Annotated in this window: 15 protein-coding genes; 5 read left to right on the top strand and 10 right to left on the bottom strand. The window is 73.8% G+C overall.

Annotation, left to right across the window (positions count from 1 at the left end; all coding sequences use genetic code 11):
• Positions 1-23 precede the first annotated feature (23 nt).
• Both pknB and K2F47_RS06945 read left to right on the top strand, forming a co-directional pair.
• On the top strand, positions 24-1,919 hold the full coding sequence (pknB, locus tag K2F47_RS06950) for a Stk1 family PASTA domain-containing Ser/Thr kinase (RefSeq protein WP_242901922.1): 1,896 nt from the start codon (positions 24-26) through the stop codon (positions 1,917-1,919).
• Positions 1,920-1,936: 17 nt separating this feature from the next.
• Positions 1,937-2,785, top strand: coding sequence for a deoxyribonuclease IV (locus K2F47_RS06945; protein ID WP_242901921.1), 849 nt, complete (start codon positions 1,937-1,939; stop codon positions 2,783-2,785).
• Positions 2,786-3,585: 800 nt separating this feature from the next.
• Here K2F47_RS06945 and K2F47_RS06940 read toward each other — a convergent pair.
• From K2F47_RS06940 to K2F47_RS06920, 5 genes are all read right to left on the bottom strand, one after another.
• The gene (locus K2F47_RS06940; protein WP_242901920.1) at positions 3,586-5,295 is read right to left on the bottom strand and encodes a sodium/solute symporter; all 1,710 of its coding nucleotides are present in this window, start codon (positions 5,293-5,295) and stop codon (positions 3,586-3,588) included.
• Positions 5,292-5,816: a hypothetical protein gene (locus tag K2F47_RS06935; RefSeq protein WP_242901919.1), complete on the bottom strand. Its 525-nt coding sequence runs from the start codon at positions 5,814-5,816 to the stop codon at positions 5,292-5,294. Before K2F47_RS06935 ends, K2F47_RS06940 begins: the two co-directional genes overlap by 4 nt.
• A complete protein-coding gene (locus K2F47_RS06930; RefSeq protein WP_242901918.1) occupies positions 5,809-6,600 on the bottom strand; it encodes a LytR/AlgR family response regulator transcription factor in 792 nt (263 codons plus the stop codon). The genes K2F47_RS06935 and K2F47_RS06930 overlap by 8 nt, the downstream gene beginning before the upstream one ends.
• Before the next feature lie 75 nt (positions 6,601-6,675).
• A complete protein-coding gene (locus K2F47_RS06925) occupies positions 6,676-8,004 on the bottom strand; it encodes a sensor histidine kinase (RefSeq protein ID WP_242901917.1) in 1,329 nt (442 codons plus the stop codon).
• Positions 8,005-8,172: 168 nt separating this feature from the next.
• The gene (locus K2F47_RS06920) at positions 8,173-8,799 is read right to left on the bottom strand and encodes a sulfite oxidase-like oxidoreductase (protein WP_242901916.1); all 627 of its coding nucleotides are present in this window, start codon (positions 8,797-8,799) and stop codon (positions 8,173-8,175) included.
• 267 nt (positions 8,800-9,066) lie between these two features.
• Between K2F47_RS06920 and aroF the strand changes: the two genes are divergently transcribed.
• From aroF to K2F47_RS06905, 3 genes are all read left to right on the top strand, one after another.
• The gene (aroF, locus tag K2F47_RS06915) at positions 9,067-10,107 is read left to right on the top strand and encodes a 3-deoxy-7-phosphoheptulonate synthase (RefSeq protein ID WP_242901915.1); all 1,041 of its coding nucleotides are present in this window, start codon (positions 9,067-9,069) and stop codon (positions 10,105-10,107) included.
• A gap of 219 nt (positions 10,108-10,326) precedes the next feature.
• Entirely contained in the window at positions 10,327-11,265 is a 939-nt protein-coding gene (locus K2F47_RS06910; protein WP_242901914.1) for an EamA family transporter, read from the top strand.
• Positions 11,266-11,420: 155 nt separating this feature from the next.
• Positions 11,421-12,326 carry a DUF5954 family protein gene (locus tag K2F47_RS06905; protein ID WP_242901913.1) on the top strand — a complete coding sequence of 302 codons (906 nt, stop codon included), beginning with the start codon at positions 11,421-11,423 and terminating at the stop codon, positions 12,324-12,326.
• Positions 12,327-12,444: 118 nt separating this feature from the next.
• Here K2F47_RS06905 and thiI read toward each other — a convergent pair whose 3' ends face one another.
• From thiI to K2F47_RS06880, 5 genes are all read right to left on the bottom strand, one after another.
• On the bottom strand, positions 12,445-13,668 hold the full coding sequence (gene thiI, locus K2F47_RS06900) for a tRNA uracil 4-sulfurtransferase ThiI (protein WP_242901912.1): 1,224 nt from the start codon (positions 13,666-13,668) through the stop codon (positions 12,445-12,447).
• A gap of 123 nt (positions 13,669-13,791) precedes the next feature.
• A complete protein-coding gene (locus K2F47_RS06895) occupies positions 13,792-14,817 on the bottom strand; it encodes a 6-phosphofructokinase (protein WP_242902595.1) in 1,026 nt (341 codons plus the stop codon).
• Between the two features lie 134 nt (positions 14,818-14,951).
• The gene (locus K2F47_RS06890; RefSeq protein ID WP_272496733.1) at positions 14,952-15,593 is read right to left on the bottom strand and encodes a response regulator; all 642 of its coding nucleotides are present in this window, start codon (positions 15,591-15,593) and stop codon (positions 14,952-14,954) included.
• Between the two features lie 66 nt (positions 15,594-15,659).
• Positions 15,660-16,880, bottom strand: coding sequence for a MacS family sensor histidine kinase (gene macS / locus K2F47_RS06885; RefSeq protein WP_242901910.1), 1,221 nt, complete (start codon positions 16,878-16,880; stop codon positions 15,660-15,662).
• A 31-nt stretch (positions 16,881-16,911) separates the two neighbouring features.
• Positions 16,912-17,640, bottom strand: a complete 729-nt coding sequence (locus K2F47_RS06880) for a lysophospholipid acyltransferase family protein (RefSeq protein ID WP_242901909.1) — start codon at positions 17,638-17,640, stop codon at positions 16,912-16,914.
• Between the last annotated feature and the right edge of the window lie 81 nt (positions 17,641-17,721).

The following is a 17,721-nucleotide window of genomic DNA, read 5'->3' as shown; positions in this document are numbered from 1 at the left end:
GGCCGCGCCGTAAACTCGCAGCGATGGACGCGACGGCTACCGATCCCCTCGTGGGGCAGGTTCTCGACGGGCGATACCGCATTGAGTCACGGGTCGCCCGCGGCGGCATGGCCACCGTGTACGTGGCCCGCGACATCCGCCTCGACCGCGTCATCGCGATCAAGGTGATGCACCCCGCGCTCGCCACCGACGAGGACTTCGTCGCCCGCTTCATCGGCGAGGCCAAGTCCGCCGCCGCGCTCTCGCACCCGAACGTCGTCGCCGTCTACGACCAGGTCACCGACGGCGAGCACGTCTTCCTGGTGATGGAGTACGTCCAGGGCCACACGCTCCGCGACGCGCTCACCGCCGCCGGGCGGTTCGGCCCCCGCGCCGCGCTGGAGATCATGCAGCCGGTCCTCGCCGCGCTCGGCGCCGCGCACCGGGCCGGGCTCGTGCACCGCGACGTCAAGCCCGAGAACGTGCTGATCACCGAGGACGGCCGGGTCAAGGTCGCCGACTTCGGCCTCGCCCGGGCCGAGTCCGCGAGCAAGATGACCCGGACCGGCGTGATCATCGGAACCGTCGGCTACCTGGCGCCCGAACAGGTGCAGGCGGGCGAGGTCGACGTCCGCACCGACGTCTACGCCGCCGGGATCATGCTCTACGAGCTGGTCACCGGCCGGCTGCCGCACCAGGCCGACACCGCGTTCGCCGTCGCCTACAAGCACGTCAACGAGACCGTCCCGCCGCCGTCGGAGGCCGTCCCCGGCATCCCCCGCCAGGTCGACGACCTGGTCACCGACGCCACCAGTCACAATCCGGACCGCCGCCCCCGGGACGCGAACCAGTTCCTCGCCGAGGTCGCCGAGGCCTACAACGGCCTCCCCCGCGACTTCGACCAGCGCGCGCAGCCGCAGACCACCACCGTCGAGATGCACGCGCCGTCCCCCCACACGGCCGTCCTGGACGAGCGGGACCTCCCCCGCGAGCGCGGCCGCGCCGACCGCGCGATCGGCGCGATCACCGGCCGCTACGTCCTGATCGCCGTCGGCGTGGTCGTCGCGATGATCCTCGGCTGGGCCGTCTGGTACGAGACGTCCGGCCAGTACGACCACGTCCCCGAGAAGATCGTCGGGATGAAGCTGGCCGACGCCCGCGCCAAGCTGAAGGACGGCGGCCTCGACGTCCGCGTCACGGAGGCCGTCTACGACGACCACGTCCGCAAGGGCGAGGTCGCGAAGACCGACCCGCCCGCCGGCGCCCGCGTCGCCAAGGGCGAGACCGTCACGCTCACCCCGTCCCGCGGCCGCACCCCCCGCGAGGTCCCGGACGTCGAGGGCAAGACGCTCGCGGACGCCAGGAAGGCCCTCGAAGGCAAGGGCTTCACCGTCGGGGAGACCAGCACCAACGGCTCGCAGACCGTCTCCAAGGACCGGGTCATCAGCAGCGACCCGCCCGCGGGCGACCGCCGCTCCCCCGACGAGCCCGTCGACCTCGTGATCAGCAGCGGCATGTCGATGCCGAACCTGGTCGGCATCGCGGGCGACAACGCCGCCAACCAGCTCCGCTCGATGGGCCTGGACGTCAGGATCGACCACCGGAAGGTCGACGGCAAGCCGCCGAGCACGGTGGTCAGCCAGGACCCGCCCATGGGCACCGGCGTCTCCCGCGGCGACCACGTCACGCTCGTCGTCAACGAGGACGACTGCAAGATCGACATCGGCCCGGTCAAGTGGGGCTGCAAGAAGGGCGGCGAGGAGCACATCCCCGTCCCCAACCTGATGGGCCGCAACGTCGACGAGGCCAGGGCGGCCCTGGAGGACTCGGGCTTCAAGGTCAACGTGACCGGGATAGGCGGCGACACCGTCCGCTTCCAGAACCCGAGCTCCGGCGAGGCGCCCCGCGGCTCCACCATCACGCTCCTGCGGGGCCCCTGAGCTACGCTGGACCGCCTATGACCTCACCAAAAAGCCTGATCGGCGCGCACGTCCCGGTGGCGGGCGGCCTCGCCACCGGCGGCCTGAAGTACGCCGCCGAGATCGGCGCCGAGACCATCCAGGTCTTCGTGGCGAACCCGCGCGGCTGGGCGATGCCGGAGGGCAAGCCCACCGAGGACGCGAAGCTGCTGGAGCGCACCGACGTCCCCGTCTACGTCCACACGCCCTACCTGGTCAACGTCGGCTCCCCGAACCCCGAGACCCTGGCCAAGTCGCTCGCGTCCATCCGCCACTCCCTGACCCGCGGCCGCGCGATCGGCGCCCGCGGCGTCGTCGTCCACACCGGCTCCTCCGTCACCCAGACCTACGACGAGGCGATGGCCCAGGTCCGCGAGCACGTCCTCCCCCTCCTGGAGGAGATCCCCGAGGACGGCCCCGACCTGCTCCTGGAGCCGATGGCGGGCCAGAACAACATGCTCTGCGCCAAGGTCGAGCAACTGGGCCCCTTCTTCGAGAAGCTGGAGCACCACCCGAAGCTCGGCGTCTGCTTCGACACCTGCCACGCCTACGCGGCGGGCCACGACCTCGCCGCCCCCGGCGGCGTCAAGGCCACCATCGACGCCCTGGTCGCCACCGTGGGCGAGGGCCGCCTCAAACTCGTCCACGCCAACGACTCCAAGGACCCCTGCGCCTCGGGCCGCGACCGCCACGAGAACATCGGCGCCGGCCACATAGGCGAGTCCCCCTTCGCCGACCTCCTCCGCCACCCCGCCGTGGCCGGAGTCCCCTTCATCATCGAAACCCCGGGCCGAGCCCCAGAACCGCACGCCAAAGACATAACAACCCTGAAAAACCAACGCCCCTAAGCCCAGCGAGCGACGGCGAAGGCACCCCGAGCGCGAGCCGCCAGGCGAGCAAGGGGCAGCAAAGCACCAAGAGCACCCCGCACAAGGTAGTAACCCCAGCCCGCAGCGTAGTAACCCCAGCCCCGCGACAACGGCCACGTTGCGATCGCGTCCGAAGGCAAGTTCGAGCGAAGCAAGAACTTGATCGCGAAGCGAGCCGCCAGGCGAGTTCGGAGCGATGCCAGCGATCGCCGCAGTGCCCGCTGAAGGAGGGCGCCCAGCGCCCGACGCCAAGGGCACTGCAATGAGCACAGCGAGCCGCCAGGCGAGTTCGGAGCGATGCCAGCGATCGCCGTGTTTTTCGCCGAAGGGAGGCGCGCCAGCGCCGACCGCCAAGAAAAATACAAAAGACTCGGACGCCGCGGAACAACCCCCCGACTGTTCCGCGACGCCCGAGCCACAGGTCGCCGGATCCCACCCCCCCGGTACGGGATCCAGCGACTCACGACCCGGCGCTCGACTGGCGTGCGCCGGATCTCCGGGTTTGCTGTTGTGGGAGGTTCTCGGCGGTGGGGTGGTGCCGGCCCGCCGTCCGCCCTCCGTGGCGGCTGTGACTGTTGTGCCACTGAGAACACTAGGGGTCTGGTGCCTCCGATCGGGAGGCGGAAAACGCGGGGCTCGATGAGCGGTATGTAGTCGGAGATGTGCGTAGAGTAGCTGTGCGACGAGCGGGCGGTCCGGCGGGACGAGCGGGCCGGGCGGGGTCGCGGGAACGGTCCACGCACGTCGGGCGGCGGCCGCCGGGCCGGATGGGCGGCGGATCAGCGGTTGGCGATGTCCTCGGGCAGGTGCAGGCGCGCGAGGGCGCGTTCGGCGCGGCCCGGGACGCGGCGCCGGGTCAGCAGCGAGACGGCGACCATGGTCGCGAACGACAGCGGGGCGAGGAGCATGGCGGGGTGGGTGAGCAGGACGGCGGGCCAGCCCGTGAAGGGGCCGGCGGCGATGCGGGCGACGCCGGCGGCGACCGACAGGCCGCCGCCGAGCAGGAGACCGGCGCCCGCGCCGGGAGCGGTGAGGCCGCGCCACCAGATGCCGAGGACGAGCAGGGGGCACAGCGAGCACGCCGACACGCACAGCGCCATCGTCACGAGGTTCGCGGCGCCCTGGGGGCCGATGCCGGGGAGCAGGGCGAGCGGCGCCGCGAGCGTGAGGACGACGCCGGCGCGGAACGCGGTGACGCCCCGGCGGCGGACGCTCTGGGAGAGGGTCCCGGCGATGGCGACGACGATGCCGCACGAGGTGGAGATGAACGCGGCGAACGCGCCGGCGGCGACGAGCCCGGTGAGCAGCGCGCCGGCGGGCCCCGGCAGCATCCGCTGCGGGAGGAGCAGGACGGTCGCGTCGAGGTCGCCGGTGAGCAGCAGGTCGGGCGTGTAGAGGCGGCCGAGCGCCCCGTACAGGACGGGGAACACCGAGAACAGGGCGAGGAGGGCGGGGACGGCGGCGGCGGTGCGGCGGGCGCTGGTGCCGGAGGCGTTGGTGTAGAAGCGCATGAGGATGTGCGGAAGGCCCATCGTCCCGAGGAGGACGCCGAGCATCGCCGAGTAGCCGGTGTAGAAGCCGTGGCCGTGGCCGAACGGCATGGCCCAGGTGTCGCCGTCCTGGACGGTGAGGCGCCCGGCGTGCGGGACGGGCGCCCCGGACGCGAACTCCACGTCGGTGCCGGGGCCGATCGTGTGGGTGCCGGCGGGCAGCCGCAGCCGCTCCCGGTCGCGCGGGACGCCGTCGACGGGTCCGCTGGCGGTGACGACGGTGTCGGCGGGCACGCTGACGGTGAGGCCGTGGCCGACGTGGACGCGGGTGTCGCGGGCGAACGCGGGGACGCCCGCGCTCGCGGGGTCGGCGCCGCCGTCCAGGTGCCAGAGGGCCAGCAGCGCCACGGCGGGGACGGCGACCGCGACGAGCTTCACCCAGAACTGGACGGCCTGCACGGCGGTGATGCTGCGCATCCCGCCGGAGGCCACGACGAGCAGCGCCACCGCGATCACCAGGGCCCACCCCGCCCACACGGGCGCGCCGGTGAGCACGCGGAGCGTGACCCCGGCGCCCTGGAACTGCGGCAGCAGGTAGAACCAGCCGACGAAGCAGACGCACCCGGTGACGATCCGCCGGACGGCGCGGGAGCCGAGCCGCCACTCGGCGAAGTCGGAGATCGTGTAGGCGCCCGACCGGCGCAGCGGCGCGGTGACGAACGCCTGGAGCAGGACGTATCCGGCGGTCGCGCCCATCGGCAGCCACACCATGTCGGCGCCGTAGGCGAGCACCAGCCCGGCCGTGCCGAGGTAGGCGGCGGCGGAGATGTACTCGCCGCCGATGGCGGAGGCGTTCCACCAGGGCGTGACGCCCCGGGAGGCGATGACGAGGTCGGAGGTGGTCCGGACGGCGCGGCGGCCGTACAGGCCGAGGGCGGCGGTCATGCCGACCAGCGCGACGAGCGCGCTGACGGAGGCCGCCGTGGCCGTCACGGTCACCGGCGCCCCGCGCGCGCGCCCGGTGCGGGGCGTTCCGCTTGGCGGGTGAGGGCCCGTTCGGCTCGTTCGGCGCGCCGCAGGTGCAGGAGGGACGCGGCGATCCAGATCGGCTGGATGCCGAAGGCGAGGACGGCCCAGGCGAGGGGGACGCCGTCGGCACGGAGCCGTCCGAGCGCCGGGGCGAAGGTCAGCAGCAGCGGCAGGCCGGTCGTCACGATCATGACGGTCGCGCCGGTAGTGAGGGCCGCACGGAGCTGGACGCGGATCAGCGCCTGCGCCTGCGCGAGCCCGGCGCCCTCGCCGCCGCGGCCCGCCGCCTCACCGCCGGGGGCCGCAGGGTGGAACGAAACAGAACACGGTGGACATGCCGGATCAGGCGGGTCGTTGTCGGACGTCTCCCGTCCGGCCGGTTCGTGACCGCCGGCCGGCGGCCCGGCGACCGGCGCGGACGCCGGCTGCGGCAGGGCCCGGGCGCGGGCGGCGGTCGCGCCGGAGACCACGACGCGGCGGCGGTCAGCCACGGCGGCCACCTCCGGGAGCCTCGGGCTGCTGCCGGGCGGGCTGGTGGAAGCGGCGGATCAGCAGGTCGCGGACCTCGCGGGTGTGCCGGCGGCTCACCGGCAGCAGCTCGTCGCCGATCTGGACGGCCGCGCGCCCGCCGTCGAAATGCAGCTCCGTGATGTGCTCGGAGGCGACGAGCGTGCTGCGGTGGATGCGGATGAACCCGGCCGCCTCCCACCGCTTGGTCAGCGCCGCCAGCGGCATCCGGACGAGGAAGCCGCCGTCGGCGGTGTGCAGCCGGACGTAGTCGCCCTGCGCCTCGACGTGGGTGACCGCGCGGCGCGACACCAGGCGGGTGCGGCCGCCGAGCTCGACGGGGATCATCTCGTCGTCGGCGCGCCCGCCCTCGCCCGGCGGCGCGTCCCGTCCGGCGGCCTCGGCGACCCGGCGGACGGCCTCCGCGAGCCGTTCGGGCCGGACGGGCTTGAGCAGGTAGTCGAGGGCGCCGAGCTCGTAGGCGGTGACGGCGCAGTCGTCGTGCGCGGTCACGAACACCACGCGCGGCGGCGCGGCGAAGCCGGTGAGCAGGCGGGTGAAGTCGAGGCCGTCCAGCCCCGGCATGCGGATGTCGAGGAAGACCGCGTCGAGCCGCTCGCCCGCCACGAGCATCCGGCTCAGGTCGCGCAGCGCGGAGGCGGCCTCGGCCGCCCCGGTGACCTGCCCGATCCGCGGGTCCTTGCGGAGCAGGTAGGTGAGCTCCTCCAGGGCGGGGCGTTCATCGTCGACGGCCAGGACGCGCAGCATAGGGGCGACTTTGCCGCGATTACCGTCTGTCCGCAATCGGTTTCGAAATGTGAGTGGCGTGTCGTGGACGGCCGCTCACTCTGGAAATACTCCTGGCCGGTACTTCGGGACACGCAAATTCACCTTGGTTCCGGCGCCCGGCGCGGTCTCGACGGTCAGCCCGTACTCCTCGCCGTAGACCTGCCGCATCCGCTCGTCCACGTTGGCGAGGCCGATGCCCGCTCCGTCCGCGTTCGGCCTTTCCTGGGGGTCGCCCCCGGATCGTCCGCGGGACGCGGCGCCCCCCGGCCCGGGCGACCGGGACCGGCCAACCGGGGCGGAGAGGATCTCCTGGAGGCGCTCGGGGTCCATGCCGGCGCCGTCGTCCTCGACGCTGATCGCGGCATCGGCGCCGGAGTCGCGCGCGACGATCGAGATGTGGAAGTCGCCCTCCGCGCCCTGCATGCCGTGCCGGATGGCGTTCTCGACCAGGGGTTGCAGGGCCAGGAAGGGCACCGCGACCGGCAGCACCTCGGGCGCGACCTCCACGCTGAACCGCAGCCGGTCGCCGAACCTGGCGCGCTCCAGAAGCAGGTAGCGGTCGATGGAGCGCAGCTCGTCGGCGAGCGTGGTGAAGTCGCGGGGGTTGCGGAAGGAGTAGCGGGCGAAGTCGGCGAAGTCCAGCAGCAGCGACCGCGCGCGGGCGGGGTCGGTGCGGACGAACGAGGCGATCGTGGTCAGGGAGTTGTAGACGAAGTGGGGGGAGATCTGGGCCCGCAGCGCCCGCGTCTCGGCCTCGGCGAGCCGGACCCGGGAGGCGTCCAGTTCGGCGAGTTCCAGCTGGCCGGTGACCCAGCGGGCCGCCTCGCCCACCGCCTTGACCCGGGCGGCGGACGGCCCGGGCCAGTACGCGGCGAGCGCGCCCTCCACCCGTCCCTCGACGGTGAGCGGGGCGATCGCGGCGACGCGCAGCGGGCACCGGGGGTCGGCGCAGGACGGGGGGCCGGGCGTGACCACGCGGGGCCGCCCGGACGCCAGCACCGGCAGGGCCTGCCGGACGGCGTCGGCCGCGTGCCGTCCGGCGCCCGCGCCGTCCCAGGCGAGCAGCCGCCCGTCCGCCCCGCCGGGGTCGCCCGCCTCCTCGCACTCCGGGGGGTGGGCGGAGATCAGCGCGACGGCCTCGGCGCCGAGCAGGGACCGCAGGTGCCCGGCCGACCGGCGGGCCGCCTCCCTGCTCAGCCCGCCGCGCAGCGGCGGCGAGGCCCGCGCGATCGTGTGCAGCGCGGCGAACCTCGCCGCCTCGGCCGCGGCCCCCGGACGGCGCCGCCGCCGGGCCGCGGGCCAGCGGTGCAGCGCGCAGGCGCCGGTGACGGCCACGGCGGCCGACGTGCATGCCATGACACCGACAACGGACGGTAGGTCCATGACGACCCACGGTAATGGCTGTCTCCCCGGCCGGTCTGTCTGTTCCCCATTTACGAAGAACTCGATTGGACCGAAATCCCGGACAACGCACCGATCGGCGCGTGGACCACAAAGGCCGATGGCCAGGGGCCGCCCCTCTGGCCGCCCTATCGCCCGCGAATCGCCGCGTTAACCGGGCGGCGCCTCGCCCTCGTCCTCCTGGTAGGAGTAGCGCTGCTCGCGCCACGGGTCGGCGACGTTGTGATAGCCGCGTTCCTCCCAGAAGCCGCGGCGGTCCCTCACCAGGTACTCGACGCCCCGGACCCACTTCACGCTCTTCCACGCGTACAGGTGCGGGACGACGATGCGGATCGGGAACCCGTGGTCGGGGCTGAGCCGCTCCCCGTCGCGGTGCGTGGCGAACATCGTCCCGTCGGCGAGGAAGTCGGTCATGCGGATGTTGGCGCTGTAGCCGTACTCGGCCCAGACCATGACGTGCGTGACGTCCGGCGCGGGCGGCGCGAGCTCCACGATCACCGTGCCGGGGACGCCCCGCCACTCGTTGTCGGGGATCGTGAACTTGGTGACGCAGTGGAAGTCGCCGACGGCCTCGGCCTTCGGGAGCGCGTCGAACTCGTCCCAGCTCCAGCGGTACTGCCCGCCCGACGCGGTGGCGCCGAACACCCGGAAGTCCCAGCCCTCCGGACGGAACCGGGGCACCGGCCCGTAGTGGAGGACCGGCCAGCCCCGGGGGACGTACTGGCCGGGCGGAAGGTCCCGCGGATCCGGCGCGGGCTCATCGGGTGGGGACGACATGACGCGGCCATCCTGCCATCCGGCGTGAGCTGAGCCATATTCGCCCCCCGCGCGGAGCGGGGGCCGGGGAATCGGCTACGCTGAGCCCGTGCGCAACGTCGTGTATTTCTTTTGGTTCGACCAGCCCGGGCGGCTGGTCTGCCAGACGTTGCGCTGACAGACCACCAGACGAAGAGCCCCGGGCCCCAGCGGCCCGGGGCTCTTCGTCGTTTCAGGGACGCGTCCGGGGGCCGCCGGCCCCCGCGTCACGAGGAGAGGCAGCAACCAATGGTCGTCGTCATGGCCCCCGAGGCCAACGAAGCGGATGTCCGGGCCGTCGTCTCACTGGTCGAGACGGCGGGCGGCGACGCGTTCGTCAGCCGCGGCGTCGAGCGGACCATCGTCGGGCTCGTCGGCGACGTCCAGCAGTTCGGCTCGCTGAACCTGCGCGGGATGCGCGGCGTCAGCGACGTGATCCGCATCTCCGCGCCGCACAAGCTGGTGAGCCGCGAGAACCACCCCGAGCGGACGGTCGTCCGCGTCGGCGGCGTCCCGGTCGGCCCCGGCACGATGACGCTGATCGCCGGGCCGTGCGCGGTGGAGACCCCCGAGCAGACGCTCGGCGCCGCGCAGATGGCGCAGGCGGCGGGCGCGACGCTGCTGCGCGGCGGCGCGTTCAAGCCCCGCACCTCCCCGTACGCGTTCCAGGGCCTCGGCGAGGCGGGCCTGCGCATCCTCGCGGACGTGCGGGAGGAGACCGGCATGCCGATCGTCACCGAGGTCGTCGACGCCCGGGACGTCGACCTCGTCGCCTCCTACGCCGACATGCTCCAGATCGGCACCCGCAACGCGCAGAACTTCGCGCTGCTCCAGGCGGCGGGCGAGGCGGGCCGCCCGGTCATGCTCAAGCGCGGCATGAACGGCACGATCGAGGAGTGGCTGATGGCCGCCGAGTACATCGCGCAGCGCGGCAACCTCGACATCGTGCTCTGCGAGCGGGGCATCCGGACGTTCGAGCGCGCCACCCGCAACACCCTCGACATCTCCGCCGTCCCGGTGGCGCAGCGCATGTCGCACCTGCCGGTGATCGTGGACCCGTCCCACTCGGGCGGCAGCCGGGACCTCGTGCTGCCGCTGACCCGCGCCGCGATCGCGGTCGGCGCCGACGGTGTGATCATCGACGTGCACCCGCACCCGGAGACCGCGCTGTGCGACGGCCCGCAGGCCCTCGTGGACGGCGACCTGCGCGAGCTGGCCAAGGTCGTCCGCGACCTGCCGCCGATGGTCGGCCGCGTCCTCACCGGGACGGCCGACGGCGTCCCCGCCTGAACCCGCGCTCGGGCCGGGCGGGGAGCACGTCACGGGCTGGTAGCCTCGGCGGCATGGCGTACTGGACCTCGAACCTCGGGCCGCCCCGCTCCTGACGGGGCGCGGCGTCACATTCCCTAAGACCTGCCGCGGCCCGGCGCCGACCTGCGCCGGGCCGGCGTTCTCCTGCGCCCCGAATCCGGATCACCCCCTCCCGATTCGAGCCCAGGAGCATCTCCCGTGGCAGTACGCACGTTCAGGCTGAGCACCTCCAAGCAAGGCACGTCCCCGGAACCCGCGTCCCGTCGGCGGCTGCCGGGCGGCGGCGACATCCTCGCCGCCGCGTCCCTGTGGGGGACGACCGGCACCGTCAGGACGTTCGCGGACGGCGCGTCCAGCGTCTCGGTCGGCGCGGTCCGCATCGTCATCGGCGGGGTGGTGCTGGTCGCCCTGGCCGCCCTCACCCGCCCCGCCGGGCTCCGCACGCTGCTCGCCGCCCGCCGCTCGTGGCCGCCGCTCGCGCTCGGCGCGGCGGCGATCGCGGTGTACCAGACGGCGTTCTTCCTGGCGGTCGCCCGCACCGGCGTCGCGGCCGGGACCGTCGTCACGATCGGCAGCGCGCCCGCCTTCGCCGGGCTGATCGGCCTGGCGACCCGGCGGAGCGCGCCGTCGCGGCGCTGGGCGCTGGCGACGGCGGGCGCGGTCGGCGGCTGCGCGGCGCTGGTCGGCGGCGGCCGGGACGCCGGGATCGAGCCGGGCGGGATCGCCCTGGCGCTGCTGGCCGGGCTCGCGTACGCGGTGTACGCGACGGCGGCGTCCACGCTGATCGCCCGCGGCGAGGACGACCGGGCCGTCGCGGGGGCGCTGTTCGGCGCGGCGGGCGTCGTGCTGCTGCCCGTCCTGGCGCTGGAGCCGATCGGCTGGCTGCTCACCGGGCCGGGCGCGCTGACCGCGCTCTACCTGGGCGCGGTCACGACCGGCGGCGGGTACGTGCTGTTCACCCGCGGCCTGCGCACCACCTCCGCGACCACGGCGACGACGCTGACGCTCGCCGAACCGGCCGTGGCGGCGGTGCTCGGGACGGCCGTCCTCGGCGAGCACCTCGGCGCGGTCGCCCTCGGCGGCCTCGCGCTGCTGGCGGCGAGCCTGGTCGTCCTGGTCCTGCCCGCGCGGCGGTAGCGGACCGCTCCGGCGGGCCCGCGCGAGTCCGTGCCGGCCCGTGCGAGCCCGCCGGAGCATCGCGTCCGGGGACGGGAAAGGCGAGACAGACCCCGCAGTAACAAATTGGTCTGAACCACTCGCCAGAACCGATCCCGGCGAGGATGATATCCGGCATGACTACGGGCGATGGGGACGCCGGGGGGCGGCTTTTCCCGGACAATCTGGACGGAATCGATCCGGTCGCCGCGGTGATGCTCGCGGACGCCTGCCGCTCCATCGCCGCCTATCCCGAACTCGTGGTCGTCGGCGCGCTGTTCACCGCCGCCGAGCACGTCCCCGGCGGCTGGCAGATCCTCTGCCCCTGCGACCCGCTCCCCCAGGGCGCCCGCGAGCTGCTCGCCGACCACCTCGACGACCGCGCGGCCCTCACCGAGGGCGTGCCCGCGCGGGAGCTGCGGGAGGCCTCCGGCCTGCTGCGCGACTCCCCCGCCGACGACGTGACGGCCGACGGGCGCCGGTTCCGCATCGTCCGGATCGAGCAGCTCGTCCGCACCGGCCCCGACGGCCCCGAGCCGCCGCGCCCCACCGACCTCGACCCGCACCCGGCCGACCGGCGCGCCGTCCCGGCCCGCCCCTACGACCTGCTGCCCGAGGACCGGGCCGCCTCCGACCTCACCACCGCCGAACTGCTGTGCCAGGTGCTGGACGCGGCGGCCGCGACGGGCAACGAGCCGTCCGGCGCGTTCCTCACCCCGATCGCCCTCGCGCCCGCGTTCACGGTCGCCGAGCGGCTCGGCGGCCGCTGGCGCCCGATCGGGCGGCTGCACGACACCCCGCGCCAGGCCCGCGCCGCGCTCGTGACCTACTTCCGGCACGTGATCCCGGCCGTGGAGCAGCCCACCCCGGCCGCGCTCGCCGAGTACACCGAGGCCGCCGACCTGATGGAGGACGAGCCGCGCCGCAACGGCGTGCAGGCCGCGGGCCGCCGGTTCCGCATCGTCCGCATCGAGCGGATCACGCTCATCGGCCCGGACGGCCCCGAACCGCCCCGCCCGGACGACTTCGACAGCGTCTACTGAGCAGCCCTGGGCCCCTCAGGGGGCCAGGTCACCCCCGCGACAACCTCAACGATCACGCGCTCGCACGAGATCGGTCAGCCTGCGAGCCGCCAGGCGAGCACGCTGGGCCGAGATCGAATCAAGCAGAGCCGTAGACCGGGCGGTGCTCCTGGACGGAGGCGGCGAGCTGGTCGGCCAGTTCGCCCACGTCCAGGCGCTTCTCGATCTGGCGGAGGTCGTCGATCTTCGCCTTGGTCTCGGCGCGGCGGGGCGCGAGCACCGTGCAGCAGTCCTCGTCGGGCAGCTCGGAGATCGTCAGTGTCCGGATGCGGCGGGCCTGGTCCATGATCTCGACCTTGTCCATGCCGACGAGGGGGCGCAGGATCGGCAGCTCGACCGCGTCGTCCAGCGCGGTGATGTTGGTGAGGGTCTGGCTGGACACCTGGCCGAGCGCGTCGCCGGTGATCAGCGCCGCGCCGCGCAGCCGGCGGGCGAGGACCTCGCCGGTGCGCAGCATCAGCCGGCGCTGCGCGATCACCGCGAGCCGGTCGGCGCCCGAGGACTTGATCTGCTGCTGGGCCTTGCCGAACGGGACGACGAACAGCCGCGACCCGCCCTGGAACTTGTCCAGCTCGCGGACCAGCGCGTACGCCTTGTAGATCGACTCGGGGCCGGTGAAGGGCATGCCGGAGAAGTGCAGGTAGTCGACGCGCAGGCCGCGGCGCATCATCCGGTACGCGGCGACGGGCGAGTCGATGCCGCCCGACATCAGCACCAGCGCGCGGCCGCTCATGCCGACCGGCAGGCCGCCCTGGCCGGGGAGCCCGCCGGAGAACACGAACACCTCGTCGCGGTCGACCTCGATCGACAGCGTGTGGTCGGGGTCCTTCAGCCGGACCGGCTGCCCGTACCGGTCGGCGACGAGGCCGCCGACGTGCCGGTCGAGCTCGGTGGAGGTCATCGGGAACCGCTTGTCGCGGCGCCGGGACCGGACGGCGAACGCGCCGATCCGGCCGTCCATCAGCTCCAGGGCGGCGCGCTCGACGCTGGCGAGGTCCTTGCCGACGCGCCAGGCGCGGTGCGCCCAGACGATGCCCATGACGTCGGTGATGCGCTGCGCGAGCCGGTCGACGGTGGCGGGGTCGGCGTCCTTGGTGCGGACGATGAACACGCCGTGCCGCCTGATCACGTCCACCCGGGCGATCGGGCGGCAGGCCATCCGGACGTTGTCGGCGAGGCGCCGCTCGAACAGCTCGCGGTTCTTGCCCTTCAGCACGACCTCGCCCAGCTTCAGCAGCACGCACGGCTCGCCGTCGACCGGCGCCTCCCGGACGGCGGCGGGCGCGGTGTCGAGCGTGGTCATGCGTGATCCTCCTGGCGGGAACCCGAACGGGCCGGGCGGGACGGTGGCGGGGCCCCTCTAGTGTGGCCCACAGTCGGCAACGCCGCGACCGCGTAAACCTGTTCCCCCCAGGAGGGGGACACGTCAGCCGAAGAAGACCTCGGACTCGGAGTAGCGCTCCAGCGGGACGGTCTTCAGCTCCTTGGTCGCGTCCGCCAGTGCCACGCGGACGATGTCCGTGCCCTGGAGCGACACCATCTTCCCGTAGTCGCCGTCGCGGACGGCGTCGATCGCCTGGAGGCCGAACCGGGTCGCGAGGACGCGGTCGAACGCGGTCGGGGTGCCGCCGCGCTGGATGTGCCCGAGCACGGTCGCGCGGGCCTCCTTGCCGGTGCGCTTCTCGATCTCGTCGGCGAGGGCCTGGCCGATGCCGCCGAGCCGGACGTGCCCGAACGCGTCGCGCTCGCCGGTCTGGAGCTCCATCTGCCCGTCGATCGGGTGGGCGCCCTCGGAGACCACGATGATCGGCGCGTAGCGGGTCTTGAACCGGCTCTCGACGTACTCGCAGACCTTGTCGATGTCAAAGGGCCGCTCGGGGATGAGGATGACGTTGGCGCCCGCCGCCATCCCGACGTGCAGCGCGATCCAGCCCGCGTGCCGCCCCATGACCTCGCAGATCAGCGCGCGGTGGTGGCTCTCGGCGGTGGTGTGCAGCCGGTCGACCGCCTCCATGCCGATGTTGACGGCGGTGTCGAAGCCGAAGGTGTAGTCGGTGGCGTTCAGGTCGTTGTCGATCGTCTTCGGGACGCCGACGACGTTGACGCCGTTCGCGTGCAGCTCGCGCGCGACGCCGAGGGTGTCCTCGCCGCCGATGGCGATCAGCGCGTCCACGCCGAGCCCGGCGAGGTTGTCCTTGATCCGCTCGACCCCGCCCTCGACCTTGACGGGGTTCGTCCGCGACGAGCCGAGGATCGTCCCGCCGCGCGGCAGGATGCCCCGGACGGCCTGCACGTCCAGGGCCACGGTGTCGCCCTCCAGCGGGCCGCGCCACCCGGCCCGGAAGCCCACGAACTCATAGCCGTAGACCTGCACGCCCTTGCGCACGACAGCGCGGATCACCGCGTTCAGGCCGGGGCAGTCCCCGCCGCCGGTCAGCACTCCGACGCGCATGCCCTCTCCCTCTCCCGTCACCGGGATCCTCCCTCGATCACGTGGTCAGACTAGCCGTCCGCACACGGCCCCTCGGGGCATTCGCCGGGGCTCCCGGCGCGCCGCCATTGGTCTAGACCATAGCCGGACGGACCCTAGTCCGCCTCCCGATCGAGCCCCTTTTCTATGGCGTATCGGACGAGTTCCACGCGGTTGTGCAACTGGAGCTTTCCCAGGGTGTTCTGCACGTGGTTCTGGACGGTCCGGTGGGACAGGACGAGCCGCTGCGCGATCTGCTTGTACGTCAGCCCCTTGGCGACGAGCCGCAGCACCTCGGTCTCGCGGTCGGTGAGGCGGGGCGCGCCGTCGTCGGCGCGGGCGGGGGCCGCCGCGAGCCTGCGGTACTCGCCGAGGACGAGCCCGGCGAGCCCCGGGGTGAAGACCGCGTCGCCCTCCGCCGTCCGCCGGACCGCGTCCAGGAACTCCTCGCGCGCGGCGGACTTCAGCAGGTAGCCGGTCGCGCCCGCCTTGACCGCCTCCAGGACGTCCTGCTGCTCGCCGCTGGCCGACAGCACCAGCACGCGGACGGGCGGGTCGGCGGCGGCCAGGTGCCGGGTCACCTCGACGCCGCTGATGTCGGGGAGCTGGAGGTCGACGACCGCGACCACCGGGCGCGCCGCGGCGGCGACCCGCACCGCCGTGCGGCCGTCTCCCGCCGTCCCGACCACCTCGTACCCGGCCTCGGCCAGGTCGCGGGCGACCGACTCGCGCCACATCGGATGATCGTCGACGACCATGACCCTGAGGGGAACCTCGCTCACGCCCTCACCCTACGGCTGAATACGCCCCGCAACCCCCGCACCCTATTTTTGTGGGGGGACGACCCCCCACGCCCCCCGGAACGGCTCCTTGACGGTCATCTCAATCTCGGTTCCTTCCCCGGGCTCCGACACGATCGACACCGTCCCGCCGAGGTCGCGGATGCGGCCCCGGATCGACTGCGCGACGCCCAGCCGCCCGTCGGCGGCGGCGAGCGCGAGCCGGTCGGGCGGCATGCCGGGGCCGTCGTCGCGGACGCTGACCGTCACCGCGCCAGCGCCGTCGTCCTCCAGCAGCACCCAGGCGCGGGTCGCCTCGCCGCAGTGCCGGCGGACGTTGTCCAGCGCCGCCGCCACCGCCGCCGCGACCTCGCCCGCCGCGTGCTCGGGCAGCCGCACCTCGGTCGCCGGGGCCGACACGGTCACCGAGGGGGACGCGTGGGCCGCCAGCAGGGGGCGCAGGTCGACGAGCCGCCCCTGCCCGCCGCGCGTCCCGTCGACGGCGGCGTCCACGACCGCCGCGACGGACGGCGCGGTCCCGATCATGGCGCGCAGCGCCGCCTCCTGCTCCCCCGCGAGCCGGCCCAGCTCGGCCGCCTCACCGCCCAGTTCTCCGCCGCGCCGCTGCACCATCGCGAGCACCTGGAGCACCGAGTCGTGGATGCGGCGGGCGAGGCGCTCGCGCTCCCGGGTCGCCGACTCCATCTCCACGGCCCGCGCCAGCCGCGCCTCGGCCTCCAGCGCCAGCCGGACGACGTGCCCGACGACCAGGCCCGCCAGGAACAGCAGCACGATCGCGTTGAAGGTGGTGCGGTTCATCCCGCCGCTCGTCCGCGCGAGGGCGTGCACCAGCAGGTTCGCGGCCGACAGCACGGCCGCCGCGGTGAGCCCGACGCGCCGCCCGCCCGCGACCGCCCACGCCAGCAGCGCCGCCGCGACCCACGACACCGGCAGCGTCGGACGCCCGTCGGCGATGTTCTCCGCCCGCTCCACCCACGCGGTCGCGAGCACGCAGCCGACCGCGACCGCGAGGTCGGCGATCAGCAGCGGCCAGCCGCGGCGGCGCTGGTCGCGGTAGGCGAGCACCGTGTACGCCGTCCACGCGGCCATCACGGCGAGGACGGCCCAGCCGCCCCACGGCCGCGCGTAGCCGTCGTAGTTCATCGCGATCACCACGGCCGCGTAGCCGAGCGCCGCGACCCGGTACACCGCGACCGCGCGCCACAGCGCGACCTCCAGGCCCTGCCCGCCCCCGGTCCCGGTCACCCGTCCCCCTCGCTCCGCCGTGCGGCGGGCCTCAGCCTCCGATGCCGCCGTCGCCCTCGTCCTCCCGGCCCGGCTTCCCGGCCAGCTCGGCCTTCACGTCGGCGGCGTACCGGTCCACGTACTCCTGGCCCGACAGGTCCCGGATCGCGTGCATGATCTCGTCGGTGATCTCCCGCAGCACCTCGTGGTCGTCCTCGCGGCCGTAGTGCCGGGAGAAGTCCAGCGGCTCGCCGAACCGCACCCCCGGCCTGATCCCGAGCCGCGGGAACGGCCGCCCCGGCGGCATCAGCTCGAACGTGTTGATCATCGCCATCGGGATCACCGGCGCCCGGGACTTCAGCGCGAGCCGCGCCACGCCCGTCTTGCCACGGTAGAGGCGGTTGTCGGGTGCCCGGGTCCCCTCGGGGTAGATGCCGAGCAGCTTGCCCTCCGACAGGATGCGCAGGCCCGTCCGCAGCGCCGCCTCGGCCGACGAGCCGCCCGTTCGGTCCACCGGCACGACCCCCACGCCGGTGAAGAACGCCTTGCTGACCAGGCCCTTGATGCCCCGGCCGGTGAAATACTCGCCCTTGCCGATGAAGAAGATCGGGCGCAGCAGCGGCAGCGGCCCGAAGAAATGGTCGGCGAACGAGAGGTGGTTGCTGACCAGCAGCGCGGGCCCCCGCTTCGGGACGTTCCGCATCCCCCGGTTCCGCGGCCACCACCCGGCGTACATGATGGGTGTGAGAACGATCCTCAGCAGGATCCAGAACCAGAGCATGCCGACACCTTCCTCCGACCGCGCGAGCCCGCGGGCGCAAGTCCAAGTCCCCGAGGGGAGATGATGGGACATCCTCGCATC

It is taken from the genome of Actinomadura terrae (assembly GCF_022751215.1).
In the GTDB taxonomy this organism is placed as follows: Bacteria; Actinomycetota; Actinomycetes; order Streptosporangiales; family Streptosporangiaceae; genus Spirillospora; species Spirillospora terrae.
This window is presented reverse-complemented; position numbering and strand designations above follow the sequence as displayed.